This window comes from Steroidobacter gossypii (assembly GCF_016801985.1).
In the GTDB taxonomy this organism is placed as follows: Bacteria; Pseudomonadota; Gammaproteobacteria; order Steroidobacterales; family Steroidobacteraceae; genus Steroidobacter; species Steroidobacter gossypii.
Genome location: NZ_JAEVLS010000004.1, coordinates 468,269 through 493,985 on the forward strand (window position 1 = coordinate 468,269; position 25,717 = coordinate 493,985).

The 25,717-nt window shown below is 63.2% G+C and carries 22 protein-coding genes; 6 read left to right on the forward strand and 16 right to left on the reverse strand.

Annotated features, from left to right (window positions below):
* Positions 1 to 368: 368 nt before the first annotated feature.
* From JM946_RS18980 to JM946_RS19010, 7 genes are all read right to left on the reverse strand, one after another.
* Positions 369 to 4,871 carry a hypothetical protein gene (locus JM946_RS18980; RefSeq protein ID WP_203168933.1) on the reverse strand — a complete coding sequence of 1,501 codons (4,503 nt, stop codon included), beginning with the start codon at positions 4,869 to 4,871 and terminating at the stop codon, positions 369 to 371.
* 63 nt (positions 4,872 to 4,934) lie between these two features.
* Positions 4,935 to 8,105 carry a TonB-dependent receptor domain-containing protein gene (locus JM946_RS18985; RefSeq protein ID WP_203168934.1) on the reverse strand — a complete coding sequence of 1,057 codons (3,171 nt, stop codon included), beginning with the start codon at positions 8,103 to 8,105 and terminating at the stop codon, positions 4,935 to 4,937.
* A gap of 151 nt (positions 8,106 to 8,256) precedes the next feature.
* Entirely contained in the window at positions 8,257 to 9,276 is a 1,020-nt protein-coding gene (locus JM946_RS18990) for a FecR family protein (RefSeq protein ID WP_203168935.1), read from the reverse strand.
* Positions 9,269 to 9,859 (reverse strand): RNA polymerase sigma factor, encoded by a 591-nt coding sequence (locus JM946_RS18995; protein ID WP_203168936.1) that lies wholly within the window; start codon positions 9,857 to 9,859, stop codon positions 9,269 to 9,271. The genes JM946_RS18990 and JM946_RS18995 overlap by 8 nt, the downstream gene beginning before the upstream one ends.
* A 160-nt stretch (positions 9,860 to 10,019) precedes the next feature.
* Positions 10,020 to 10,967 carry an SMP-30/gluconolactonase/LRE family protein gene (locus JM946_RS19000; protein WP_203168937.1) on the reverse strand — a complete coding sequence of 316 codons (948 nt, stop codon included), beginning with the start codon at positions 10,965 to 10,967 and terminating at the stop codon, positions 10,020 to 10,022.
* A gap of 144 nt (positions 10,968 to 11,111) precedes the next feature.
* The gene (locus JM946_RS19005) at positions 11,112 to 12,209 is read right to left on the reverse strand and encodes an oxidoreductase (protein ID WP_203168938.1); all 1,098 of its coding nucleotides are present in this window, start codon (positions 12,207 to 12,209) and stop codon (positions 11,112 to 11,114) included.
* An 8-nt stretch (positions 12,210 to 12,217) separates the two neighbouring features.
* Positions 12,218 to 12,610 carry a RidA family protein gene (locus JM946_RS19010; protein ID WP_203168939.1) on the reverse strand — a complete coding sequence of 131 codons (393 nt, stop codon included), beginning with the start codon at positions 12,608 to 12,610 and terminating at the stop codon, positions 12,218 to 12,220.
* 118 nt (positions 12,611 to 12,728) lie between these two features.
* Between JM946_RS19010 and gcvA the strand changes: the two genes are divergently transcribed.
* The 4 genes from gcvA to JM946_RS19030 are packed head-to-tail and all read left to right on the forward strand — an operon-like array spanning position 12,729 to position 16,245.
* Entirely contained in the window at positions 12,729 to 13,616 is an 888-nt protein-coding gene (gene gcvA / locus JM946_RS19015; protein WP_203168940.1) for a transcriptional regulator GcvA, read from the forward strand.
* A 40-nt stretch (positions 13,617 to 13,656) separates the two neighbouring features.
* Positions 13,657 to 14,211 carry an RNA polymerase sigma factor gene (locus JM946_RS19020; RefSeq protein ID WP_218042983.1) on the forward strand — a complete coding sequence of 185 codons (555 nt, stop codon included), beginning with the start codon at positions 13,657 to 13,659 and terminating at the stop codon, positions 14,209 to 14,211.
* On the forward strand, positions 14,208 to 15,611 hold the full coding sequence (locus JM946_RS19025) for a substrate-binding domain-containing protein (RefSeq protein WP_203168942.1): 1,404 nt from the start codon (positions 14,208 to 14,210) through the stop codon (positions 15,609 to 15,611). The genes JM946_RS19020 and JM946_RS19025 overlap by 4 nt, the downstream gene beginning before the upstream one ends.
* Positions 15,612 to 15,627: 16 nt before the next feature.
* A complete protein-coding gene (locus tag JM946_RS19030) occupies positions 15,628 to 16,245 on the forward strand; it encodes a secretin N-terminal domain-containing protein (protein ID WP_203168943.1) in 618 nt (205 codons plus the stop codon).
* Between the two features lie 70 nt (positions 16,246 to 16,315).
* Here JM946_RS19030 and JM946_RS19035 read toward each other — a convergent pair whose 3' ends face one another.
* On the reverse strand, positions 16,316 to 16,777 hold the full coding sequence (locus JM946_RS19035; protein ID WP_203168944.1) for a cupin domain-containing protein: 462 nt from the start codon (positions 16,775 to 16,777) through the stop codon (positions 16,316 to 16,318).
* A gap of 193 nt (positions 16,778 to 16,970) precedes the next feature.
* On the opposite strand from JM946_RS19035, the gene JM946_RS19040 reads away from it, so the two are divergent.
* Entirely contained in the window at positions 16,971 to 17,129 is a 159-nt protein-coding gene (locus JM946_RS19040) for a hypothetical protein (RefSeq protein WP_203168945.1), read from the forward strand.
* Positions 17,130 to 17,144: 15 nt separating this feature from the next.
* On the opposite strand, the gene JM946_RS19045 is transcribed toward JM946_RS19040, so the two are convergent.
* From JM946_RS19045 to JM946_RS19080, 8 genes are all read right to left on the reverse strand, one after another.
* Positions 17,145 to 17,594: a helix-turn-helix domain-containing protein gene (locus JM946_RS19045; RefSeq protein WP_203168946.1), complete on the reverse strand. Its 450-nt coding sequence runs from the start codon at positions 17,592 to 17,594 to the stop codon at positions 17,145 to 17,147.
* A 193-nt stretch (positions 17,595 to 17,787) separates the two neighbouring features.
* Positions 17,788 to 19,206 (reverse strand): alginate export family protein, encoded by a 1,419-nt coding sequence (locus JM946_RS19050; RefSeq protein WP_218042984.1) that lies wholly within the window; start codon positions 19,204 to 19,206, stop codon positions 17,788 to 17,790.
* A 95-nt stretch (positions 19,207 to 19,301) separates the two neighbouring features.
* The gene (locus tag JM946_RS19055) at positions 19,302 to 19,826 is read right to left on the reverse strand and encodes a hypothetical protein (protein WP_203168948.1); all 525 of its coding nucleotides are present in this window, start codon (positions 19,824 to 19,826) and stop codon (positions 19,302 to 19,304) included.
* A gap of 47 nt (positions 19,827 to 19,873) precedes the next feature.
* Positions 19,874 to 20,170 carry a hypothetical protein gene (locus JM946_RS19060; protein WP_203168949.1) on the reverse strand — a complete coding sequence of 99 codons (297 nt, stop codon included), beginning with the start codon at positions 20,168 to 20,170 and terminating at the stop codon, positions 19,874 to 19,876.
* Positions 20,171 to 20,193: 23 nt separating this feature from the next.
* Entirely contained in the window at positions 20,194 to 21,744 is a 1,551-nt protein-coding gene (locus tag JM946_RS19065) for a SulP family inorganic anion transporter (RefSeq protein ID WP_203168950.1), read from the reverse strand.
* 11 nt (positions 21,745 to 21,755) lie between these two features.
* A complete protein-coding gene (locus tag JM946_RS19070) occupies positions 21,756 to 22,448 on the reverse strand; it encodes a carbonic anhydrase (protein ID WP_203168951.1) in 693 nt (230 codons plus the stop codon).
* A 94-nt stretch (positions 22,449 to 22,542) separates the two neighbouring features.
* The gene (locus JM946_RS19075; protein ID WP_203168952.1) at positions 22,543 to 23,910 is read right to left on the reverse strand and encodes an ATP-binding protein; all 1,368 of its coding nucleotides are present in this window, start codon (positions 23,908 to 23,910) and stop codon (positions 22,543 to 22,545) included.
* A 1-nt stretch (position 23,911) separates the two neighbouring features.
* Positions 23,912 to 24,622, reverse strand: a complete 711-nt coding sequence (locus tag JM946_RS19080; protein ID WP_203168953.1) for a response regulator transcription factor — start codon at positions 24,620 to 24,622, stop codon at positions 23,912 to 23,914.
* Between the two features lie 174 nt (positions 24,623 to 24,796).
* Here JM946_RS19080 and JM946_RS19085 point away from each other — a divergent pair, with 174 nt between their 5' ends.
* A complete protein-coding gene (locus tag JM946_RS19085) occupies positions 24,797 to 25,681 on the forward strand; it encodes a helix-turn-helix transcriptional regulator (protein WP_203168954.1) in 885 nt (294 codons plus the stop codon).
* Positions 25,682 to 25,717: the final 36 nt, after the last annotated feature.

The window sequence follows — 25,717 nt, forward strand, 5'->3', positions numbered from 1 at the left end:
CCGACATCGCAGATCGCTCGACATCCCGAACCCGATCGAGACTTACTGACATCGCAACATCCATCCAAACATTCCAAGGCCATCGCATCACGGCGACGAGCGCGCCATTGCGTCGTAGCCGCCGACGGCCGCATCGACTCGTAAGTCGAATTGCATGCCTTTCGATGAGGCGCAGTGAGACTGCACGCGCACCATGACGCCGCGATAACAGAAACATTAAACCGGATGAAATACCGAGTGGACGTTGACCGGGCAACAGGTACGCCCAGGCACTATCTCCACCGATGCGCGAGAGAATATTTCGAGGAACGTCAGCGAGCGGCACGGCACGGGGCCATCCTTGGCCCGAGACTGGTGGGATCCGCTGCTTAGAAAGGTTTGATCCAGTAGTCGGCGGCGCCGAGATAATCGGTCACTTGCAGGAACTGCAGATCGGCCGCCGGCGCGGACGACAGGTCGAGCATCACGTGCCCGTAGTCGTCGATCGCCTGCTGAACGGGATAGCGGCGGTCGGATTCGAACTCGATCGCGATCGGATCCGGCCCGAACAGATCGACGAAGCTCTGCTCGGACGCGGCAAAGTCATACCACTGGCCGAACAGCGATTGCGTCGAGCTCCAATAGCCATTGTCGACACCCGCCATTCCGGCCAACGTCACTTCCGCGTTGTCGCTCAGGCTCTCGCAAGTCGCCGCCAACTGACGCACCACGAACTCGCCCGCGGCGAGGCGTGCTGCAACGCTCGCGTCCAGCTTGAAACAGAAGTCGGTCGACAACTGGTCGACGGTGCCGCTGTCCGTGCCGAGCGCGGCGTGTGACAGGAACAATCCGCTGCCGCCACCGACTTCGATCAGACTCGAATCGATGCTTCCGGACATCGTGCCAGACGAGGCATCTCGTTCGTAGCTGAGCAAAGTGAGATTGGCGATGGTCGGCATGGAGCGCGGCAGATCGTCCTCATGGCCCGGCTCGCCGTTCGCCCCGCGCAGCAGCGGCACGAAGTAGTCGCGGCCGTTCGCTGAAATGCGGCGCTCCTGCCCGTCCGAAAGCTGCAGCAGCTGGCCATAGATGTATTGCAAGCTGCCGCGGTAGCCGTGATTCCAGCGAATCAGAGTGCCCGGCTTGGCGCTGCCATAGGGATCGTCATGGAATGGATTGACCATTCGCGCCTGCAGCTCGCGAATGTTCAGCCGCCCACCTTCCAGAGTGACCAGGGCGGCCTCGCCGATCTGATCGCTCGGATAGGCAGCGATGGGAGCGTAGCGCAATCCTTCCATGGAGCCGGCCACGCTGTTGAAGCGCAACGACCCTCCGACCATGCGGAGATGGCGGATTTCGACGCTCATATATTCATCGTCGTACCCGCCGTGGCGGCCGAACTCCCCGGCGATGTTACAGACCTGAGCGCCGGGCTCCGCCGTGGCGGCCTCGGGGCACTGGTTGTTGCGGGCAAAGCCGTCCACCACGATGCCGCGCCAGGGCAAAGTCAGAGTGAAGGCGTAGTCGGCCCAATAGGGAGTGTTGTTGGAATTGCCCAGTGGCGCATACGGCACGTAGTCGCCGGAATATCCGCCGAAGCCGTCGTCGATCACCGCAGGCAGAGTGAGATCGAACGCATCCGGCTCGCGAGGACCGAACATGCTCACCGGACCGGCGCCTGCAAGCTGGGCGCAGTCTCCAAACGTGTGAGATTCGTAAGAACAAACCTCGTCGGCCACCATCGACTCACCGAGAATGCGCAGCCGAGCGCCGCGAGTGACGTGCAGACCGCTGTTCGCGTCCGCCGCCATGACCCACGTGCCGGGCTGCATCGTCAGCTCGACGGGATTGGCTTTGAGCGCCGCCTCTTCCGCCGGATCCATCAGCTCGCGCGCGCCGTCGCCTACGGTCACCATGCCGTCGAGCAGCCAGATCGTGGGCACGGGCAGATGCTCCCAAGTCACCGACCCTTCCACGCCGTATCTGCTGCCGTTTTCGGTGACGAGGACTCTGCCGCCGCTCGCCACCGCCCCGGCGTCAGCGCCCGTATAGGGCGTGAGCTCCAGATCTTCGGATACCTGGGCGGGCAGGCTGCAGACTTTGTAATTGAGATAGATGTCGCCGAAATAGCCGTAGCTCTGCAAGGGAGCCATCACTTGCGAGAACGTATATTCGTAGTCGTCGTCGAGGAACCCTTTGCCGTCACACTCGGGCGATAGCCGCATGCCCAGCCCGCTCCAGTTGCGGTACCAGCCGTCCTCGGCATTGGCGACGGCGCCCCAATAGCCGGCGTTGGCATTCAGATGATTCGCGGCGTCGCCGGCCAGTCCCAGGTTGATGTGAGTGGCAGTGGCCGGCAGGCTCGAATTGGTGGGCAGATAGTTCTCGTCGAGCTGCGGATCCATCTCGTAAACCGTGGCGGAGTGCGCCACGGCGTAGCCGTAGTCGAAACCGCCGTCCTCGGCATCCGCGGCCAGCGTTCCTGCACAGTTCAGCACCACGTCGTTCATGGCGATCTGCTGAGGGTCGCTCGTTTGCAGCGCCGCCGTGGCGGCGTCGTCGATATCGAGACAACTCGCGAAGCCGGTGACGATACTGTTGTACAACAGCAATCCCGAACCCTGCTCCAGCAGGATGGCATTGGCCTGACCGGCGCCCACGACCGTCACATTCGCCAGCGTCGGCCGTGAGCGCGGCGTGGTGTCGTGATTGGCGCCGTCGTTGCGACCGAGCAGCGCATTGGCGGCGCCGGTCACGCCGCCAGTGAGCAGACCGTACTGGATCGTGCCACGATAGCCGCGCTCCCAGACCAGTTGCTCGCCGCGGTTTTCAGTCAGCAGCAAATGTTTGATATTGGCGCGGCCGCCGTGCAACGCCAGGCCGACGCCGGTCGAATCGATGATCTGCAGATGATCGATCGCGGCGCCCGGGCCGACTTCGTGGAGCTGCAGCGCAGGCTGGCCTGCGCCAGCCTGCATCACTCGCAGGTATTCGATGGTGAGTCGACGATCGCCCGCATGGGCGCAGAGACCAGCGCTCGAACCACCCTGGCAAGTCAGACCATCTATTCCGTTGACGCGCACTCCGCCCCAGGCGCCGGCGTCATCTCCCGGCAGTAGCGCAATCTCCACCGGAGCAGTCACATTGCCATCGACGATCCAATGCACACCCGGTTGCACCGTCAGGCTGGCGCCGCCCCGCGCATAGATGGGCGTGCGGGCCGGAATGCCGAAGAATTTCGGCGCAGCCAGCGCTGCCAGCTGCTGCGTCTCGCTGAGTTGGGCGAAGTCCGCGCCGAGGCTCACGGCGCCGCTCAACACCCAGGCGAATGCGCCGTCGTTGAAACTGCCGCTCAAGCGTGCATTGCTGTCGATGGTGCCGCTGAGCTCACAGAGCCGGTAGGTCGTGCGCCCCACCGTGACGGTCTGTGTCTCTGGCAGCAGCGTGCCAATCCCCAGGCAGTCCGGATAGATCAGACGCAGGTTGTGCAGATCGTAAGCGTCGAACGGACCATCGATGATGTCTCGGCCGCCCTGCAGCTCATTGGTGGGTCCCCAGTTCGCATAGGCCGAGATCAGCTCGGCGTTGCTCACCATCAAGTCCGGGTTGAGATCCGGGCTGGCCTCGTAATAGTTGCTGCTCGCTTGGGCGAGCGCCGCGGCGGTAACGCGGGCGGCATGGTCGACGCCGTCCTCCGCTGCCGTAGTCGGTTGCAGGCAGCCGAAGGCCACCGCGGTCAACGTGGCGCTGGCGGTGGCGTCGAGTTGCAGACAGCTGCGGAAGTTCTGCACCAATACGTTGGTCAAGTCGACGTGACCGCCTTGCAAAGCGATCGCAAGGCCCGCGGTGAAATTGCGGTCGATCAGCGAAATGCCGCTGAGATCGACATCTCCGCCGATGCCACGCAGCGCCGGCTGATCCGACTGGCCGTGATAGAACACGCCTTTGATGCCGCCGCCGAAGTCGTGATGCCAGTAAACCGCACTGCCTTGCGCGTTCTGTGCCGCGAGATGCAGATTCGCCGCGCCAGCGATCGTCCCGAAGTAACCGCCATTGATCTCGATGGCGGTGCCCGCGGTATCGAAGGCGCTGATCTTTTGCGGCCGATCATAGGTAAGGGGAGCATTCAGCACGACCGCGGCCGGCAACGGTGCGCCACCGCTGACCGCACCGCCCGCCTCGCTGACCGAACCTTCGAATCCGAGCTTGGTCTGGCGAGTGAAGTCGCTCGAGGGCAGGATGGTTTGCCCGATGACGTGGATGCGAGCGTCGGCGCTCGACAGACCGCCATAGTAACCATGCGCTCCGGCGATGTTACAAAAGCTGCTCGGGCTGGTGTTCGCGGGACAGTCGGGATGCGAGCCGATGCTGTTGACCACGATGCCGGCCCACTCGCCGTTGCCCTCGAGGTTTTCGTCCTGCGAGACCACGTCGGCCTGGAAGTAGCCGTTTCGATGCACGATGATCATCGAACCCGCAGTAGCTCGTAGCAATGCGCCGGTCGGCACGCTCAAGCGCGCGAACTCTCCTTTCACGAATTCATCGAGCGACGCATACGTGCGGCTGTCGCCGATCTCGAGCTTGCCATCGAGCAGCCACGCGAGCGGCTGATATCGATGGCTTGACTTCAGATCGATCTGCGCGCCGCCGCGAACCTGGCCGGCGGTGATGCGGCAGACCTGCGTCGCCACCCCGTCGATCATCATGGGCTCGGCCGGCGTGCCCAGCACGGTGCCGTCGACCAGCTCGCATTGCTCGAGCCCGAGGTCGTTGGAGGCCGGCTGCGCCGGCTTCGAGCCATCGCTGCCGCATGCGCCGAGCAGCGCAGCCAGCAATGCAATCAACACAATCCGTCCAGTGCCGAGAACGGCAGAAACGAGACCGCACACCATGGTTCGATATTCCCTTTGCCTGAAGCGTTCGATGTTTGTTGGCGAATGAATGGCCAGAATGTCTCAGAAGGTGTAGCTCACCTTGAGCTTGGCGCGCCGGCCCGGGTCGAACTTCAGATAGGGCAGACCGTAGCCTTCGTACTCGAGGTTGCGCTCGGAGCCCAGCACGTTGTCCATGCTCAGCAGCACGCTCCAGTTCGGGCCGAAGTTCTTTTGATAGATCAGCTTCAGATCCTCGTAGGGTTGCTCGTACACGTTGTTCCTGATGGCCGCGGCGCCTTCGGCGGCAGTGACGATGGCGAGCTCCTCGCCGCGGCGGCTATAGACCACTGTGAACTGTTGCTGGGTGGCGAAGTGGTCGTAGCCGAGCTGCACGTTGATCAGATAATCCGGCTGACCTTGCAGCGGCCGGTTCGGATCGTATTCACGCGTATCCGACGGCAGATTGACCTCGGAGTTGATGTCCGTGTAGCTCGCCTGCACGAACAGCTCGTGATCGGCGCCGAAAGAAAACACCTGACGCAGGTCGAGCTCCCAGCCGTCGACGCTCGCCGAGGAAACATTGTCGAAGGTGTAATACTGGTATTCCTCGCTCTCGCCGAGAAAGGTGTTTTCGATCGCGTTCTCGAGGTCCTTGGTGTACCAGGCCAGCGTGATCGACTGGTCCTCGCCCGGGTACCATTCCAGCCGAACGTCGTAGTTTTTGATTTCCGCCGGCCGCAGTCTCGGATTGCCTTGATACTGCTCGAGCGTGTCGTAGTCCGTGAACGTGCGCGGCACGATCTCGAAGACTTCCGGCCAGCTGACGGTATCGCCATAACCCAGGCGCAGCTGCCATTGCGGGTTGAAGCGATAGGTGACCGATAGCGAAGCCAGATCGTACTGCTCGTCGAGCAGACTCACGAGCGGCTCGAGCGTGTACTCGTAAGTATCCGCCTCGATCTCGAAGGTTTCCCGCCGCATGCCGAAGCTGGCGCGAACTTTCTCCAGGATGTCGACGTCCGCCATCAGATAGACCGCGTCGGTCTGCTGCTCGACGCGATAACTGTCTCCGCTCCAACCGATGTCGTCGGCGGGATCCACGCCATACACCTGCAACGCCACGCAGGTGTTGGCGCCCTGGCCTGCGCACAGGTTGTCTCGATTGAACAGGCCGCTCGGTTGCGAGCTTTCCAGCTCTTGCAGGGTCAGATCGCCCGCCGCCAGCTGCTGCCAGTGGTAGTACCAGGAATACTCGTAGCCATCGCGCTCGCGATCGAGCAGATAGAAGCCGCCCTGCAACTTCGCCGACAGCGAGGCATTCTCCACCAGCGGCAAGCTCAGATCGGCGCGATAACCGGTGCTGCGCTCCTGCATCGCCTCCCACTCGAAGCGATTGTTGTTGTCTCCGCCCCGCAATTGCGCCGAAGCGAACTGGTCGGTGGAGGTCCAGGTATAGCGCTTGGAGTCCGGCCGGTCGAACTCGCCCCTGGCGCGCATCGCCAGCCAATCCACCGTCAGGCCGCCGAGCCGGTCGAACTCGTGCTTGCCCCACAGTTGACTGCTCCACAGCTGCTCCTCGACCCAATCGATGCCGTAGGCATAGGAGAAATCGTTGTTGGGGTTGAACAGCACGTTGCCGTTCTCGTCCAGCGTGATCTCGGGATCGTAAGCACGCTCCACCGAGTTGAGCGAATGACGCAGCAGCATGTTGTTCAGGCCCACCTCGTGGGCCTCCGCGGGTTGCCACACGAAGTTCAGCATGGCGCTGGCGTCGATGATGTTGTTGCTGTCCCAGGTATCGTTGTAGCTGGAGATTTCCGAGCCCACGTCGATCACCTGGCCGTTCTCGTCCAGCTCGAGGTCGCGGCTGAACCGATAGTTCTCGATGTCGCGATTGGTCCAGCGATTCGAATAGCGCACGGCGCCGATGACGCCCGCCGATTGTTCGCCGAAGTACCAGCGATAGCCGCCGGATATATCGAGCGTGCCGTTGAGATTGGACTCGCCTACGTTGATGTCTGGATGTCGGATCGAAGCCGCCGCGGCGATCTGCTGGTCCGGACTCAGGGGATAATCCGCCGAGCCATCGTTTCGATAGTACGTATCCTTGATCGCGGCGAGCTCGGCCGGAAGCGCGCGTGCGCCATCGTCGCGGCCCAGCCAGTCGCGCTCGCCGCCCTCCACACGCAACACGTCGTCGTCGACATCGTCCCAGAAGTCCAGCGAAGTCGAGATCTTCAGGAATGGCTCGTCCGGCACGGCCTTGGTGCGCATGGCGATGTGACCGGCCGTGGCCGTGGCGGGCACGTCGGGACTGGCCGTTTTCTGCAGCGCCAGCGCTTCCATGATCGAGGTCGGGAAGATGTCCATCGCCAGGTCGCGCCGGCCCGGATCCGTGTTCGGCAGGATCGCGTTGTTGAAATAGACGGATTGATAGCGGCTCTTCATGCCGCGCACCACGGCGTAACGGCCTTCTTCGAGACTGACGCCGACGATGCGAGTGAGCGCGGTGCTGATGGTGCTGTCGTCGAAGCGCGCGATCTGGCCGAAGTCGATCGTATCGATCACGCCGGCAGCGGTGCGTTCGAGATCGATGGCGCGCTCGGTATAGCGCGCCGCCGTCACCTCGACACTCTCGATCACCTCTGGCTGCTCGCTCGTGACCGCGGCGGGCGCCGGTTGCAACTTCAGCTCCAGCTCCAGCGCCAGGTCGGCAGCCACTTTGACATTCGCCACCGTCTGCGCGCCGTACTCTGGATGATCCAGGCGCAGCTGATGCTCGCCCGCTGGAAGCGTCATCTCGAAGCGACCGAATCGATCGGTGGTGGTTCTGAATTCCGTGCCCACGATCGTGACCTGCGCATTGCGCACGGGCACCTGGTCATCGGCTCGCAGCACCTGGCCTCGCACCGCGCCGAGCACGCCAGCAGGCTGTTCGAGATCGATGACCAGAGCGCCGCCTTGTTCGCGCGCACGCAAGCCCGTGCCTTTCAACAAGGCCCCGATAGCCTCCGCAGTGGTCGCATCGCCGGTGAAACCTGGGGATTGTTTTCCTTCGGTCAATCTTCCCGAGGCGGTGACTGTGACATCGGCCTGACGTGAAAACTCCTCGAGCGCGCTCGCCAGCGGCTGCGCGCTCACGGAGAAACTCATCACCTTCTGTTCCTGAGCGTGGGCAGGCGAAGCGAACGGAACGGCAAGCAACGACAAAGGCGCGACCATGGCGGTCGCCGTAAACAATAGTGATCTCATTCCCCAGGGACCTTGGTTGCGAATTACAGGGTCTTCCGAGGAAACACGATCCAGACGTTCGGCTATTTCAGCCTGGCGCTCGATGTCATGGAAAATTCACAAAGAGCCGACTCGCAACAGCGCATAGCCCAAGAGGCTCATGGCTGAAACACTAAGGCTGCTCGCGTCGGCGGATCGAGATCGCAGCTGCTGAATGAACGATGGTTACCGGCTCGGTGGCGGCGATGCCCGCCAGCATCTGATCGACGTTCTCGGCGCGAAACATGGTCGTGATGCGCAGGTCTGCGAGCGCCTCGTCCTCGATGACGATCTTTTTGATCCGATATCGATTGACGTCCGCGACGATGTCCTCGAGCCGGGCATTGCGATAACTGAACCGGCCCTCGCGCCAGCCCAGCACCCGCTGACTGTCGAATTCGACGACAGCGCCGAACTCGCCATTCGCCAGCACCGTGAGCTGCTGACCGCCGGTGAGCTGCACGCTGCGTGGTTTCGTGAGATCGGAAACCGTGACATGACCATGCGTCACCGACACTGTGACCGAGCTCGGACCTTTCAGAACATCGAAGGCGGTACCGTGAACGCGCACATCGATATCGCCTGCCGAGACGACGAACGGGCGAGTCTCGTCTCTTGACACGTCGAAATACGCGCCGCCGCGCTCGATAGTCACATTCCGCTCGTCGCTGGACATGGAACTGGAGATCGCGGAGTCGGCGCGCAGCACGAGCTTCGAACCGTCGGTCAGGTCGAGCTCGCGAATCTCTCCGATCTGGGTGGTAAATAAATGCTGTTCGGCGCGCGATCTCATCTGCAATGTGGCCAAGGCCACAACCGCCGTGACTGCAACGATCAACCCCGCCGCCATCCGCAACGAACTTGCTCTGTGCAGGACTTCACGCCAACGAGCCGGCTTGGCGGCATCCGCCGGCACCCGGGCCGCCGGGTCAGCCGGTTCGTCCTCGATATGAGGCACACGGTCCAGGGACGTCCACAGCTCGTTCAGGCTTTGAAACGCCGCGCGGTGCTCGGAGCTGGCCGCGAGCCAGTCCTGGAAGCCCGCGCGCTCCTGTTCGGTGATCTCGCCGGAATAGATATGAGCCAGCCATTGCCGCGCCCGTGCGTCGATATCGTCACGGCGCGCCTGCAGTTGCGGGTCGACGTTAGTCATGGCCCAGGTACTCTCGCATGGCGGTCTGGAGTACACCAAGCGCAGCCTGAAGCGTGCGGCTGATGTCGGCCTTGCTCCACCCGCACGCGTCCCGAATCTGCTCAAATGTCTCACCTCTGAGCCGGCTCCTGATCAGCACCTCACGCTGTTTGGGCGTGAGCGTCGCCATCGCCCGTTCCGTCACGGCGATGCATTCCCTCGTTTCATAGACGTTCGAGGGCGTGATCCGATCCAGCTGCTCGAGCCCCTGCGGCGCCAGTTGCTGTTCGATGATTGCAGTGGCGCGCACGATATGTCGTCGGCGATCCCGGCCGGCATTGATGGCGATGCGAAACAGGAACGAGGCGGGATCGTCCAGGCGCGCGGCGTCGGCATACTCGATCAACTTGGTGAACGCCGTCTGGGCCAGATCTTCCGGCTCCGGCGGGCCGTTGCCGAACACCTTGCGCAAGCGGGTGCACAGATGTTTCCAATGATCGCGATACAGCCGCTCGACCAGCGTGAGTCGGGCGGGCTCGAGCTGCTTGTCGGCCTCCTCGACCGAAGCAACCGCAGCGACCGGCTTGAAGCGCCTGACGTTCATGTGCGCGCATACCTTCCTTGCCGGCTGACACAGCGTCTCGAGAGTGATTGTTTTATGCCGCGACCGCTCACTGTAGTCGGGCTATGTTGCAACTCCGTGGCAAAACGCGACAAGGCTCGCTGAACGATTCAGCGAGCGACGTGAGTGGACATAAGTTGGATCACCAGCCTTTGACCTTGATGCGTACGCGCGCCAGGTTCTTGTCGGCGGTTATATAAAGCGTGCTGCCGTCGTCGCCGAAGGCCACGTTCGCGGTCGGCACACCGGTGGCGAGCGTGCCCAGGTGCTTGCCGGCTGACGAGTACACCAGCACGCCGCCCGGACCGGTGGCCCAGATCGTGCCGTCGCGACTCACTTTCATGCCGTCGGGCAAGCCCGGCTTCTTGGCCTGCGCCGCCGGCGTCGCATCGAAAAACACCTTGCCGGCGCCGAGCGTGCCGTCGCCCTGCACGGGATAGGCCATGACGATGGCTTTGTTGGGATCGGAGTTGGCGACGTACAACGTTTGCTCGTCCGGCGAGAACGCGAGTCCATTGGGCCGGCTCAGCTCACGCGTGAGCAAGGTCAGCTCGCCATTCGCGCGCAGTCGATACACGCCCTGGAACTCCAGCTCCTTGGCCGGATCGTCCGCCCCCTTGGGCAAGCCGTACGGCGGATCGGTGAAATAAACATCCCCGTTCGACTTGATCACCAGATCATTGGGGCTGTTGAGTCGCTTGCCCTGGTAGCGATCCGCCAGGGTGACGAACTTGCCGTCGCTCCATCTGGCTATGCGCCGATCGCCGTGCTGGCACATGATCAGCTCGCCGGCTTGATTGAACGTCAATCCATTCGAGCCGGGCTCGCGGCCCGTGAATGGCGTCGTGCCGGTGTAACCGGAAGGCTGCAGGAATTGTTTCAGGCCGCCAGCCTCGGACCATTCCCAGATCATGTTGCGAGGGATGTCCGAGAACAGCACGCGGCGGTTCGGCGCATCCCACACCGGACCTTCCGACCACTCGAATCTACGCTCCACGAGCAATTCGACCACGGCGCCCGGTTCGACCAGCCGATCGAACGCCGGATCGAGCCGCTCGATCTTGCCGAGCGCCTGAACTTCTTTCGCCATCAACGCCTCGCACGACAGAAACGATAAGCCAAGCGTCAATGCTAACAGCGTGCGACGGTGCATCGGAGCGGGTCCTGTCGTGGGTGGGAACCGTTCATACCGGATTCCCGCCCGGCGTTGCAACTTTTTGCCGACTTTTTCCGGTTAGGCCGCGCGCGCCGACCGATGGCGCTCGGCGTTGTCCAGATCCGCGATGGGCGACAGCAGCCTGGAATCGAAGTCCTCGATCGCCTGCCCCGCCGCCACGCGACGCGGCCAGTCGGGATGCGTCAGCGCCCCGCGGCCGAGCGACACCAGATCCGCCTCGCCGCGTTCGAGCAGGCCCTCGGCTTGGGTCGGATCGTGCAACGAGCCATTCGCGATCACCGGAACCGTGACATTCATTCTGGCGAGCGCCGCCAGACTCGGTCCCTGCTCGAAGGCGGGCTGCCAGGCTCGGAACTCGGTCGTGTGCAGATAATCGATCGGCAGGCGACCCAAGGCGCCGAAGATTGCGGTCGCCTGCTGCTCGCCGCCACGCCACTTATGAACCAAGTCATTGACCTTGCCTTGTGAAATGCGCAGGCCCACGGCGAACGCTGGTCCCACAGCGGCACGGACGGCTTGCACGGCTTCGACGATCAATCGCAGCCGGCCCTCGATCCCGCCTCCATAGCCATCGTTACGAAGATTGACGCCTTCGGTGAGAAACTGATCCAGCAAATATCCGTTCGCGCCATGGATCTCGACGCCATCGAATCCGGCTTGCTGCGCCATCAGCGCCGCATTGGCGAAACCATTCAGCGCTTCGGCGATCTCACTTGCAGACATCGCGGCAGGCACGCGGTACGGGCCATCGCCTCGATACAGGGACAACTGCTGTCCCTTCGGCCGCAGCGCTGACGGGCCTCGAGTGTCGTTTCTATAGATGTTTCCCTGTGACAGCGCACCCGCATGCATGAGTTGAGCAAATATCCGGCCGCCGCATGCATGCACGCCCGCGACGATTGCTCGCCACGCATCTCGCTGAGCCGAGTCGGTCAGACCCGGCTGGTGCAGATAGCCTTGCGAATAAGCCTGATCCGTGTAGATGCCTTCAGTGATCACAAGACCGAAGCCACCCTCAGCGAAGCCTGCGTAGTACTGCGCCATTTGTTGAGTTGGGCGACCGTCGGCAGTGGCGCTCACTCGCGTCATTGGAGCGACGGCGATACGATTGCGCAGTGTGACCGCGCCAATCTCGATGGGAGTAAAAAGCGACATGCGATTACTCACCCCTGCGACGTCCGGACCGCCGCGATGGCTTCGATCTCGATCAGCGCCTCGGGGTCGTACAGTGCTTTTATTTCCGCGATGGTGTCGGCGGGATAGGGCTCGGTGAAGAACTTACGGCGCAGCTCGACCACTTGCCGGAAGTTGCTCATATCCGTGACGAAGATGGTCACCTTGATCACATCCCGCAAACTCGATCCACCCGCTTCCAATGCGCGGCGCAGATTGGCGAAGGCCTGCTCGCCCTGCGCGCGAAAGCCACCAGGCACAATCTTGCCGTCGTCGCCCGCGCCCGCCTGACCTGAAATGAACAGCAGGTTGCCGAACTTGATTCCTTGCGAAAGCAGGAACGGCGCGTAGTTGTCGGGTTGAGTCATGACACGTTCCAACATGATTCGATCTCCTCGCTTCCGTGGCCGTATCGCCACGCCGTTGAAGATGCGGCCGGACCGCGAAATCGACAAACTCCAAATTCTCAGGCATAAGGTGAATTCAACTCAGCCATGAGACATGCGCCGACTTCCTCCCCTCTCCGCGCTGCGCGCCTTCGAAGCCGCCGCCCGACACGGTAGCTTCAAACGAGCGGCCAGCGAGCTTGCCGTCACGCCGACCGCGATCAGCCATCAGATCCGCGCGCTCGAGGAATTCACCGGGCTGACGCTGTTCAAGCGTGACACTCGCAAAGTGGTGCTCACCGAAGCCGGTGCGCAGCTCTATCCGGTGCTGCGCGACGGCTTCGACGAATTCGAACGGACCTTGGAGCGCCTCGCGCCCGCCACCGGCAGAGCGCAAGTGACGATCTCCGCCACCAGCGCCTTCACAGCGCACTGGCTGGTCCCGCGCATGCATCGCTTTCACGCGCTCCACCCGGAGATCGATCTGCATCTGCAGGCGTCCGAGCAGGTGGTCGACCTGGTGGAAGCAAACGTCGATATCGCAATCCGCTACGGCACCGGGCCGTATGCAAACGTTGCCGTCGAGACCTTGTTCGCCGATGGCTTCGCGCCCGTGGCCCATCCCACTCTGGGCGTGAGCTCACCGGCGGATCTCGACAAGGTGACGCTGATCCATTTCGAATGGAAAAAAGCGCACCCGCTCAACCCCACCTGGGATCGCTGGTTCGCTGAAGCAAAACTGCCGGGCCCCTCTGCCGCCGGACAATTGCGGTTCTCCGACGAAGGACACGCCATTCAAGCCGCACTCGCGGCGCAAGGTGTGGCCTTGCTGAGCCTGGTGCTGGTGGAGCACGAGCTCGCATCGGGCCGCCTGGTGCGACCTTTCGGCCCGACGGTGGCCGGCCATACTTATCATCTGGTCACCAGGTCCGATCGCACTCCATCCTCGCCGGTGCGCGCAGTCGCGGACTGGCTCCGCTCCCAGGCGCGCTCGTCACGATAAGCAGATCGAGCTGTGATACTTCCCCGGGTCGGCCGTATAAATGAGCATGAGCCTGGCACAGCTATTCATGGACCGCGCGTCGGGAGGGCGCCCGAGCAGGGAGGTGGACTGGGACGCGGCCTATCGGGATCAGCTGCCTCGCGTCTATAACTATCTTCGCTTTCGCCTCGGCAGCGACGCCGACGCCGAAGAATTGACGTCTCGCACCTTCGAAAAGGCGTGGCGCAGCCGGACTTTGTACCGGCGCGATCTCGCCGGCTTTTCGACCTGGCTGTTCACCATCGCGCAGAACCTGGCCATCGACCACCTGCGAGCGCACCGCCCTCATCTGCCCTTGGAGGCCGCGCTCGAAGTGGTGAGCGCCGAGTCGCCGCACGACCAGGCCGAGCGCGATTCCAACCTGGCGCGACTGGCCGTGCTGATGGAGCGGCTTTCGCCACGCGACCGGGAAGTCGTGGCGCTGAAATACGGCGCCGATCTGAGTAATCGCGACATTGCTCGCCTCACCGGCCTGAGTGAATCGAACGTCGGCACGCTGCTCCATCGCGCGGTTCGTGAACTGCGCTCGGGCTGGGAGTCGCCGGAGAAGCCATGAACGATGATTTTCTGCGACGCGCGTGGCGGCGACCGCCCGCTACATTCGAACGGCAGCTCAGAGAACGACTGCGACAGCAGGAGCTCGCCTCGCCGCCGCGGCGAAGACCGACGTGGACCGTGCTGATCGCCTCGGTGCTCATTGGCGGCTCTGCGCTGGCGACGGTCACTTATCTCACAGTGAAACATCTCTCGTCGGTGTCGCGCACCGCTGAAGTGCAAGCGACAAGCGAGACGGTCGCGCCTCTCGCCCGCTCCGCCAGGAATGCGAGTGGCGCCTGGTATTCGACAGGTCCGGCAGCTTCGGCCACGCTGTCTGGAGAGCGGCAGCAAACATCGGCAACATCGGTACGAGATGCAGCCGGCGCTGCCATCGATGCCCGTGATTCCGATCCGTCCATAGCCGATTCATCTTCGACCGGCGCTCCCTCCAGTACATCGATTGCATCGTCGAGCGCGGAATCGGTGGGCGACAGGTCGGTGCGAGTGGCGCTGACGCCGGAACTCGCGGTGCTTTCCGACGGGATCACGGCTTCGATCCGGTACCGGGCGCAAGCACGCGCCGAGATCACCAGTGCAGATGACGCGCTCAAAGGTTTATGCGCAGACGCGGATGAACTGCCACGGTGGGATGTCGCCCTCGTGTCCCGTCGCATCCATCGTGATGAGTTGAACGCCTGCAAATCCGGGCTACGCGAAGCGAAGCTGGGTCACATGGCGATGGTGATCACCGGGGCCAAGGCCGGCAACAAGATGCGACTCTCCGCCGACACCATCGCGCTAGCGCTGCTGAAAAGAGTGCCGGCGCCGGACGATCCGGACCGGCTCATCGACAATCCTTACACCGACTGGAATCAGATCGACCGCTCGCTGGAACGCCGTCGCATCGAAGTGTCCGGACCGCCGCGGGACTCGCAACACTTCCTCCTGTTCGCCGCGACCATTCTGGAGCCGGCGTGCGAGCGGATCCGAGCCTTACAAACCGGCGACTCGACCGCATACCGCGAGAACTGTCACACGCTGCGCGACGATGGCGTCTACAAAGAGGCGGCCTGGGACATCACTTTCGTCGGCCAGCGATTGTGGGCCGATCCAAACATCGTGGCCGTCATCGACTATTCGTTCTATTCGGCCAACAGCGCCGATCTGCTCGGCAGCATGCTGAACGGCCCGGCCCCGACCCCGAGCACCATCATGGACGGCAGTTATCCCGGCGCGCGCACGCTTTATCTCTATGTGAGCCCGATACGCATCAGAAACATTCGCGAGGTGAGCGGGTTCGTCGACGACTACCTGCGGCGACGGGACTACACCCACCATCGATGGATCATTCCCAGCTCACTGGTGGAACAACTGCGACCTTACGAGCCGCTGCCGCTGTCCGAAATCGAATTCGAATGAGCCAATGGAGTCTGTCATGACACGCATGTTTCCTGGAACCCTCGCTGCACTCGTGTTGGCATTTACGCCACTGGAGGCCAACGCACAGTCCGACTCTGCAGACCCGAACACTGTGCCGATCGCGACGGTGCTCGCCGCGGTCGCCAAGAGCAGCGGCAAGAAATTCTTCGTAGATCCGAGAGTCACCGGTGACGTGCTGCTGCTTCAGGCCAAGCCCGACACGCTCAGCTACGACGATTTGCTCATGCTTCTGCAAGTTCATGGCTTCACCGCCGTGACGACTGGCGACTACGTGCGCGTGATCCCGGACGCCGGCGTGCGTCATATGGCGCTCCCGGTCGCGGACAGCGACAACTTTCGGCCAGCGGAGTACGTCACCAAGGTCATCGCCGTGAAGCACATTCCTGCGGCCATGCTGGTGCCGACACTGCGTCCTCTGCTGCCGCAGCAGGCACATCTCGTTGCCCTTCCCTGCGTCAACCGCCTGATCGTGGCCGATACCTTCGGCAACGTGCAACGAATCGAACAGGTGATCCAGTCGCTCGATCGCGGCGAGCCCTATACACCGCCGCAATGCTCGACCACCGAGCCAGCCCCAGCACCCGCCAGGTCCGCCAAATCCGGCAAGGAATGATGGCGAACGCCTGAAGGGCAAGCGTTGTACCCCGCGCCGTGCGCAACCTCCTCGAGCACGGCGCGCGTCTCTATCGGGCTTTGACGAACTCGGTCTTGGTTGGGCCGATCGACTCGATCTGCACGATGGTCGGCTCCGGGCCGGTCGACTGAAAATGCGCCACCTGCGCCGGCAGCCGGTACATGCTGCCGGGGCCATAGCTCAACAGCGCTTTCTCGTCGTAGTCATGGCCGAACCCCAGCTTCCACTCGCCGGAGATGACGGTGTAGGTTCGCGGCTCCGGATGGGTATGCGGCATGAACCGGGCGCGAGGCGGTAGTTTCACTCTGACGACGAGCGGGCCCGGACGATCCAGCGCGCCGACCAGCACCGCGAACTCCGCGCCTTGCATCGCCGGATGCGGTCGCCATGGCACCTGTTCCGGCCGCACCTCGATGAATCCCTCGGGTGCGCCGACGTTTGTCGCCGCATGCACCAGCGAGGTCACGAACATTCCTAACAGCAGTGCTTTCGTTACAACGGACCTGCGCATCAACGTCACCTCCATTGACCCAAGATTGCCTGACGCAGTGTACCGCGCCTGCCCCATGGGCTCGGCTGTGTGGTCGATGTTGGTAAGGCCTGGTCGTAGCCCCGATGGGTCGGACGGCCGATATTGCCGGGGCAACGGCAGTCCTATGCTCGAGACCACTGCTTAAAGCATCGCGACTGCCCAGGAACCTGCCATGCAAGCCTTCATCGCCGCCACTGTCGCCACCACCACCCACGGTTCGCCCGCCTGGTTGAAGATCGCCGCCCGAGGCGCCTTCCTGCTGTCTTTTCTTACCGGAGCAACCTGGGCGACTGTGTCGTGGCTGGCGCTGCGCGGCTTCGAGACTCTGTAAGTATCTTTCTGACGCTCAGTTCAAAGCACCGACCGCTTGCGTGCGCCGAAGGTACTCGCGTGGCGGCACGCCGATCAGGCGACGGAAGGTGCGCGTGAAATGGCTCTGATCGCAAAAGCCGAGCGCCGCGGCCACGGCACAGATCGAAGTGTCACCGCGCACCAATAAAGATTGACTGCGCGCGATGCGCGCCCTCATCAAGAACTCCATCGGACTGTGCCCGGTGGTCACACGAAACAATCGGGCGAAATGAAAGCGGCTGACCGCCGCGCTGGCCGCGATCTCCGCGAGCGTCAACCGTTTGCCGAGGTTGGCTTCCATGAAAGTCAGCGCCCGTTGTAACGCTCGCGGGCTCAGACCGTGAGCGCGGGGGGAGGCATCCTCGGCGGCCACCCAGCGCGAGCGCGCCGGGCTCGGATTCGTCAACACGCCCTGAATGTTCGCGTGAATGTTCTGAATGTTCATCGCAGATCACCCTTGCTGCCGATGCCGTCATGCTGAAGGTCCGCAGCTTGTCAAAAAACCCCCTTGCGGGCGGCCAGGCGCTCACCCATTCGAGGTAATGACAAGCTATTACGCGTCCTCGTGTGGCCGCATGTTGCCGCCGGCAGCGGGGGCAGTCTTGGACGATCGGGACATCAGTCGACCGCATTGAACGTCAAAACGTGGTCATGGCCGACGCGTAGAAATAAGTGCTGTCGCCCTCCGATGGTGCATTCGGTGCGTGCTCCAGGAAGTGGCCGTGGGCGAGATGGGCGCCGCCGACTTCCAACACCAGATTGCCAGGGCGGGCGTTGTATTGAAGCAGCCACTCGAGTTGATGGCCGACGAAACTCCCGGAATCGCCGCTCGGGTCCTGCAATCGGGCCGTGGTGTATTGATCGCGATCGCTCGCCAGCCACACCGCTCGATAGCCGAACATCCCCGCCACTTTCGGTAGCGGCTTGGCTTCAACCCGCAGGCCCGGAGAATTGATGTTGCTGCGAGCGAGCGCTCCATAGATTCCGGTGTGTCCGAAGTCGAAGCGTCGCGAGCCGTACAGGGTGTCGAAACGGTTGTTCTCGTTATCCGTCGGATCTTCGTCGCCGCTCGCGTAGTCGTAAGAGAGCTCCAGGCGTGGAGACATTCTGGCGCGCCAGGTATAGCCGATCTCGCCGTGGAAGAAACCGGCGCGGTGCTGGAGATCGTTTCTATCGGCGGCCGCCGTGGTCAGCCGCGACGTGCCGAACTGATAGGCCGCTTCCGTCTCGAAGTCCCAGGATTGCGCGGCGGGCCTTCTGATGAGCCGAAAGCCCGGCGTATAAATATCTCGATCCGCCGCCGCGATGCCGGGCTGATCGCGCGAGCGCAACCCGAACCAGTAAGCCTCCGCGGTGGCGTGACCGACTGTCTCGGGAACTGCGCCGAACACACCCCACAGCGACACATCCGAGCTTTCGCGATCGAGCTCGTGGTCGTTGTCGAGCAAGGATTGCAAATCGGCAGGCCTGCGTTGCACGGGCAGTACATAGAAGGCACGCAACTCTTGTCCAACGGCGCCCTTCCACAGCGCGTGCACGCCCGTGTACGAATTCGTGGTGTTTCTGAAATTGTTGCGTGAAACGAGCCGGCGCCCGCCCGGGTCGATGGTCATGCGACCGGCGCTCACATCCAGGCGGCCGCCCGGGGTAAACGCGTCGTTGAAGCGCATCCCCACCAACGCTTGCAGCGGCTCGAGCGTATTGACCGAGTCGGTGCCAATCGCGCTCCTGGAGTCGGCAAGACGTTGGCGCGAATCCTCCAACTCGAGCTGCGCGTAGAACGTATCCGTCGCGATGCGCGCACTCAGCAGCAGATGGCTGACGAAGATCTCATCGGAACCGCTGGCGTTGGCGCGGTAGGGATGGCTCAACGTTTCATAGCGAGCGCGATAGCTGCCTCCGATGCTGAGCCATTCCGGGGCGGCGAGCGCCTGTTCGAGACGCCAGGGCGTCGTGTCCTCCGCGGCGCTCGCCGCCCCCGTCCATCCAGTGGCCAATGCGATCGATGCAACACCGAAACGCAGCCCGCTTTCGCCGACCATAGTCTGTCTCGCCAAGTCCGCCGCTGTATACGGCACAACATAGCGATTATCGCGCGTTCTGCGCGACAAAACCGTGATGCGCGGCGGATCGTGGCCGGACTACGGCGCGATCAAGGCATCGTTTCGTAACGGATGTTGGCGATCGAGTACTTCAGGTCGCTCACGCAGCTCCAGAATCCACCCACCGCGGGGTGCAGACCCAACTGGGCGCAGGACAGCTCGGCACGCTCGTCCTGTTGCGCCTGGCTCATGCTGAAATACGACTGCCAGGGCTGAGCCTCGGGCACCGAGGCGAGCCGCAATCCTGCGCCGTCGGCACGGACCGTTGCCCGCCGGGTCGTCACAACGCACTTCGCGTGCTCTGCAGTCCCACGCGTCAAGCCTTGTTGTTCGCATGACTGATCGGCCTGCGCCGTCAGTTGAGCGTCCTGCAGCCTTCGCATGGTGTCCGCAAGACTGCCGCCACATGCTTCGAACTCGGGCCCGACCCGCAGCCCCATGATCTGCTGGCAGGTCTGCCGCACCATCGTGGCGCTGCCATCGTCCAGGCCGTAGTTGCTCGGGAAGCTGGCGCAGCCGAGCAATCCGAAAGCGGGAGCGATCAGCGCGGCTTTGGCGATCGATCGAATCAACATGATGGGTTTCCTATCGGAGGTCGGTATCGAGCCGGTGCTCGCCCTGATCAGTCACCGCTCTTGCTGGAGGGGCTCTCGGTCTCCCGAGAGCCTTTGGACATCGCCTCACCGTCGCAGACGGTGACCTCACGCTCTTCGAAGCGCGCCTGTCGCGCCGGCCGGGGTCCTTTCGGCCACACAGCGACACGCTTGGTTTCCTGACGGCAGGACGGGTTGGCGCTGCGATCGGTTGCCTGCGCGGCGCTCGTCATCAATCCGCCGCACAGGCCGAGCACAGCGAGGCTGGTCGAGAGCGCGGTTCGGAACGACGCACGATGACCCTGGGCACGATGCTTTGTGTTCATGCTTGCTCCTAACGAATGTTTGCTCACGCCGTCGCGACTTCCAGCAGACGACGATGCAGGTTGCTGGCGTGCTGGTGATCCACACCCGCCACTTCCAGCTGCGTGCCGGCCTTGCGGCGCCGCTGAATCCAGTCGGCGAGCACTTCGGCGCAGGTGTGATCCAGCTGCGCGAGTCCCGCAAGATTCAGGCGCACGCGGCTGTCGCGCGGCAGGTTGTCCAGAATGTTGGTGAGGCCCGGCAGGCTCAGGAACGTCGCGCGCCCCTGCAGCTGCAGCTCGACGTGCGCGTCATGACGATCGACCTGCACGTCCAGCTTCAGATTGCGCAGGTGAGGCAGCAGCTCGACCAGCGACAACACCAGGCCGGTGAGCACGCCGGTCAACAAGTCGGTGGTGACCACCATGAACAGTGTGCTGGCCCAGATCAGCGCGGGCATCACGCCGTAGTGCTGGTAGAGATGTTTTACGTGATCCAGGCTCACCAGACGCCAGCCGGTCACCACCAGCACGCCAGCGAGCGAGGCCATCGGAATCTCACGCAACAACCACGGCAGGCCGAGCACGAACGCCAGGATCCAGACGCCGTGCATGATGGTAGAGGCGCGCGTCATCGCTCCCGCCTGCACGTTCGCCGAGCTACGCACGATGACGCCGGTCATCGGCAGTGCGCCGACGGCGCCACACAGGAAGTTGCCGACGCCCTGCGCACGCAGCTCCTTGTTGTAATCGGTGCGAACGCCGTCGTGCATGCGATCGACGGCCGCGGCCGATAGCAAGGTTTCGGCGCTGGCGATGAAGGCCACCGCCAGCGCGGTCGCGATGAACTGCGGACTCAGCAGATCGGTGAAGCCGGCCCAGGTCGGCCAGCTCAGGCTGGAGAAGATGGATTCAGGAACGTTGACGCGCGTGAGGTTCAGCTGCAGCCCGTACGCGACCAGCGTGGCGAGCACGACGCCGACCAGCGCGCCGGGAATCAGCCGCATGCTGGTGGGACGGAAACGTTCCCAAGCCAGCATCGAGAGGATGGTGATGATGCCGGCCGTGAAGGCGCTCGCAGTCGAGTGCGATTCGGTGAACAGCCGCCACAGCGAGACCGGAATGGCCAGCAGATTCTCCACGCCGTTGGGCTTGGGCAGATCGTCGAACAGCACATGGAACTGGCCGATCAGGATCAGGATGCCGATGCCCGCCAGCATGCCGTGCACGACCGCCGGCGAAATGGCGCGGAACCAGCCGCCGAGGCGCGCCACACCTGCGAAGAACTGAATCGCGCCGGCTATCAACAGAATCGGACCCAACGCCATCATGCCGTACTGGCGCACCAGCTCGAACACGATGACGGCAAGGCCCGCAGCCGGGCCGCTGACCTGCAGTGGCGAGCCCGCGAGCGCACCGACGACGATGCCGCCGATGATGCCCGTGATCAGGCCCTTCTCCGGCGGCACGCCGGAGGCGACGGCAATGCCCATGCACAAGGGCATCGCCACGAGAAACACCACGATCGACGCGGTCAAGTCGCGCACGAATACGTTCTGACGGGACAACGCTCCCGTCGGGCTGGTACCCGAGGTCATTTGTGACTACCTCAGGCGATGCGATCTAACGTCTGATGCGCAGCAAGCCGGGCGGCGTGCGGAAGCGCGATCGGCAGCGGCTGGTCGTCTCTGACCACGCTGAAATTTCCGCTCTCTCCGTCGAGCGCTTGAATGGCGCCCGTATGGATGTCGACATACCACCCGTGCAGAGCGAGCGTGCCGCGAGCGATGCCGGCGGCGACCGAAGGATGCGTGCGCAAATGCGCCAGCTGACAAACGACGTTCTCGAGGGTGAGCACGCGCAGACGATCTTTATGCGGCAGCTCCGGATAACAAGTGCGCACCACGCCTTCGGCGGCGTGCGAGTGACGCAACCAGGCAGCGACGTTGGGCATTGCATCGAGCGCGCCGGGCTTCAACAGCCCTTCCATCGCGCCGCAGCCCGAGTGGCCGCACACGATGATGTCGGTGACGCCGAGCGCGATCACGGCATATTCGACGGCCGAGGACACGCCACCGTTCATCTGTGCAAACGGCGGCACGATGTTGCCGGCATTGCGCGTGACGAACAGGTCGCCAGGCTCGGCTTGCAGGATGAGCTCCGGAACGATGCGCGAGTCCGCGCACGAAATCATCAGAGCTTTGGGACTCTGGCCATTGGTGGCCAGGCGGTTGTACAGGTCGGCATGCCGTGCAAAGACATGCTTTTCGAACTTGAAAACGCGGCCAATGACTTCGTTCATTCAACACCTCGACAGTGATACGAGGCCCGCCGACTCATCCAGCAGGGCCGATACAAGAGTGCCGAGGTTTTTTTTCCCGTCTGCAGCGGGTTCGTTACAAAGTGTTGCTGGGCAGAGCGCCGAGCTGAGTATTGGTGAGGCGCGCCGGCCAGGTCTGGCGGGGCAGCACGATTTGAGCGCACAGGCCGCCTTGCGGGCGATTGCTCAAGATCAGCTTGCCGCCCGCCGCGGCGATCGCACGCACCGCGATGGGAATGCCCAGGCCCACGCCGGAAGTGTTTCGTTGCCGCGCCGGGTCCAGGCGCTGAAACGGAATCAGCACGCGCTGCATATCCGCCTCCGGAATGCCAGGCCCGTCGTCCTCCACGAAAATGCGAATCACGCTGTCATCCACCGTAAATCTCACGGAGGCATGATCGCCGTACTGAACCGCATTGTTGGTGAGATTGCTCAAGGCGCGCTTGAACTCGACCAGTCGCAAAGTGGCGTCACAATGCTCCGGGCCTTCGTAGGTGATGTCGAAGCCGCGATCCTGCAGATCGTCGACCACGGTCGTGACCAGCACGGCGAGATCGACCAGCACCGGCTTCTCGGAATGATCGTCGCCGCGGAAGTAGGTCAGCAGCGAATCGAGCATCAGCTCCATTTCGTCCAGATCGTGCGTGAGCGTGTTGCGCATTTCCGCATCGTCGACGCAATCGACGCTCAGTCGCAGTCGCGCCAGCGGCGTTCGCAGATCGTGCCCGACCGCGGCCAACGCTTCGGTGCGGTCCTTGATCATGGTGACGATGCGAGTCTGCATGTCGTTATAGGCGCGGATGAGATGGCGGAATTCGGCCGGCCCCTGCTCCGGCAAGATGGACGAGTCGCCATAACCTACGCGCGTCACGGCTTGGGCCAACAAACCCAGCGGTCGCAGAATGACGCGCAGGGTCACCAGCGCGATGATCACCAGCGCGATCATCGGCAAACTGGCGATCAGGATACCGCGCAGTTTCAGCGGCCATTTGCCCACCAGATCCTGCGCCCTGAAATGCAGCCAGGTGCCGTCGGAGAGTTGCAGCGAGCCGCTCACTTCGGTGGCCTCGCCCGGCGAGCCGAGATGCAGCCGCAGATCCTTGCCGGCCAGGCTCGGCTCCCACACCACCATCTGCCGGTGCATCTGGGTGAGCGCGTCGGAGCGTGCACCCGGCTCGATGGGCTGTCGAAACCAGCCGAGCTTGAAATGTTCGGTGGACGCGTATTCGACGATCCGCGCCCGTCGCGCCGGATCTTCACCCTCCAGCATTCTGGAGACGACCACGATGTGCTCGGAGGTGCGGCGCGCTTCTTCTTCTCGAATGCTGAAGCGACTGGTGCCCTCGTACACGAGGGTGTTGAGACTCAGGCCGATGACGCCCGTCAACGCGACCACCGCGAGCACGCGTCCGACTGCGCCGGGCGGAACCAGTTTGACGCGCATATCAGCCGTGCGTCACATCGGCCGTCAACATGTATCCGACACCGCGCACGGTGACGATCGGGGCCGATTGGCCGGCGCTCGACAGCTTGCGTCGCAGGCGGCTGACGAGCACGTCGATGCTGCGATCCGAGGAATCGCCGAGTCGGACGCGTGACAGCTCGATGAGCCGCTCACGCCCCAGCACACGCTGCGGACTGCCGATGAAGCTCGCGAGCAGATCGAACTCGGCGCCGGTGAGCTCGATGCTGGCGCCGCTCGGCGAGAACACGGCGCGCCGACGCATGTCGACCGCCCAGCCCGCGAATTGCACTCTTTCGGGGCTCGAATCGCTGCTGCCGCTCTCCTGCGGGCGACGACGCAGCACGGCGCGCACTCGCGCGATCAGCTCACGCGTGCCGAAGGGTTTGGGAATGTAGTCGTCCGCGCCCAGCTCCAGCCCGATGACCCGGTCCGTCTCGTCCACCTTGGCGCTGATGAAAATGATGGGCACGTCGCCGCGCGTGCGAATCTCGCGGCACAGGTCGATGCCGTTCTTGCCAGGGAGCATCACGTCGAGAATGATCAGGTCGACCGGGCGCTGCTCGAGTGAATTCCACATCTCCGCCCCCGTGGAAGCCTGGAAAACGGCGAAGCCGTTTTGCTGAAGGGCGCGTGCAATCAGTACTCTAAGTCCCGGATCGTCCTCGACGACGAGGACAGCTGGCGCAGTCATGTGACGTTCAACGGCTCATCCGCTCAATAGAAACCCGCACATCTAGCATGTTCGGACGCCGGTCCGTCAACCGGTTCGGACGCAAATCAGATTTTCGAGGGACCGGGGGAACTTGCGCGACGGACCCCGGGTCTTAGAGCAGTTTGCGCACACTTCACCGCCCGATCCTGCAGCATGTCGCTCAATCCCCGCCTCGGCACCGGCAGAATCCGCTCGCGCAACGACCATGCTGAGGCGCTCCATCGGGCCGAATGGTCGGGCTCGCAGCTGGTGTTCGACCACAGCCACTGGAGCTGCGAAGCCGCCGACCTGCGCTGGTCGGCCCCGCACCACTTGATCGTGCTCACCGAGAGCGGCACGACCGAGCGCACCAAAACCATCGCCGACGGCGAGCTGGTCTACGACGGCCGCGATCAACCCGGCGCGTTGACATTCGTACCCGCCAACGTCGAGCGCGTGGGCGCCTATCGGCACGCCCGACTCAACTACTCGGCGCTGTGGATTGCACCGAACCTGCAACTGGCGGGCTGTGACGATCCGTCCTCGCTGCCTGTTTTCATCAATCGCTCGGATGCTGTGATCCGCACCTTGCTTTGCTCGCTCAGCTCCGACCTGTCGCGCGGCTTCAGACCTGAGACAGTCTATGTCGAGCACCTGGCGGCGTTGGTGTTGATGCGCATCCGTGCGATGGATGGCGCTAAATTGCACACGCGACGTCATGGCAAGCTCGGTGCAAAGACTTTCGCCACCGTGCGCGACTACATCGAAACTCACATTGCCACGGACATCTCGTTGAGCGATCTGGCATCCCTGGTCGGCATGAAGGCAGATACGTTCGCGCGCCGTTTCAAGGCGACCACCGGATTGCCTCCTTATGCCTATGTTCTCGAACGGCGGACGCGTCGCGCGGCAGAGCTGCTCAGCCGGACCGACTTGCCCGTCAGCGTGGTGGCGCATTCGCTGGGCTACTCCAGTCAGAGTCACTTGACAGCCACGCTGCGTCGAACTCATGGAGTGACGCCGCGCGCGTTGCGTGCAGCCCGCGATCCGGAAAACTGACAGTTTTCCGGTTTCCTGAAAGACACGCACCCCCGC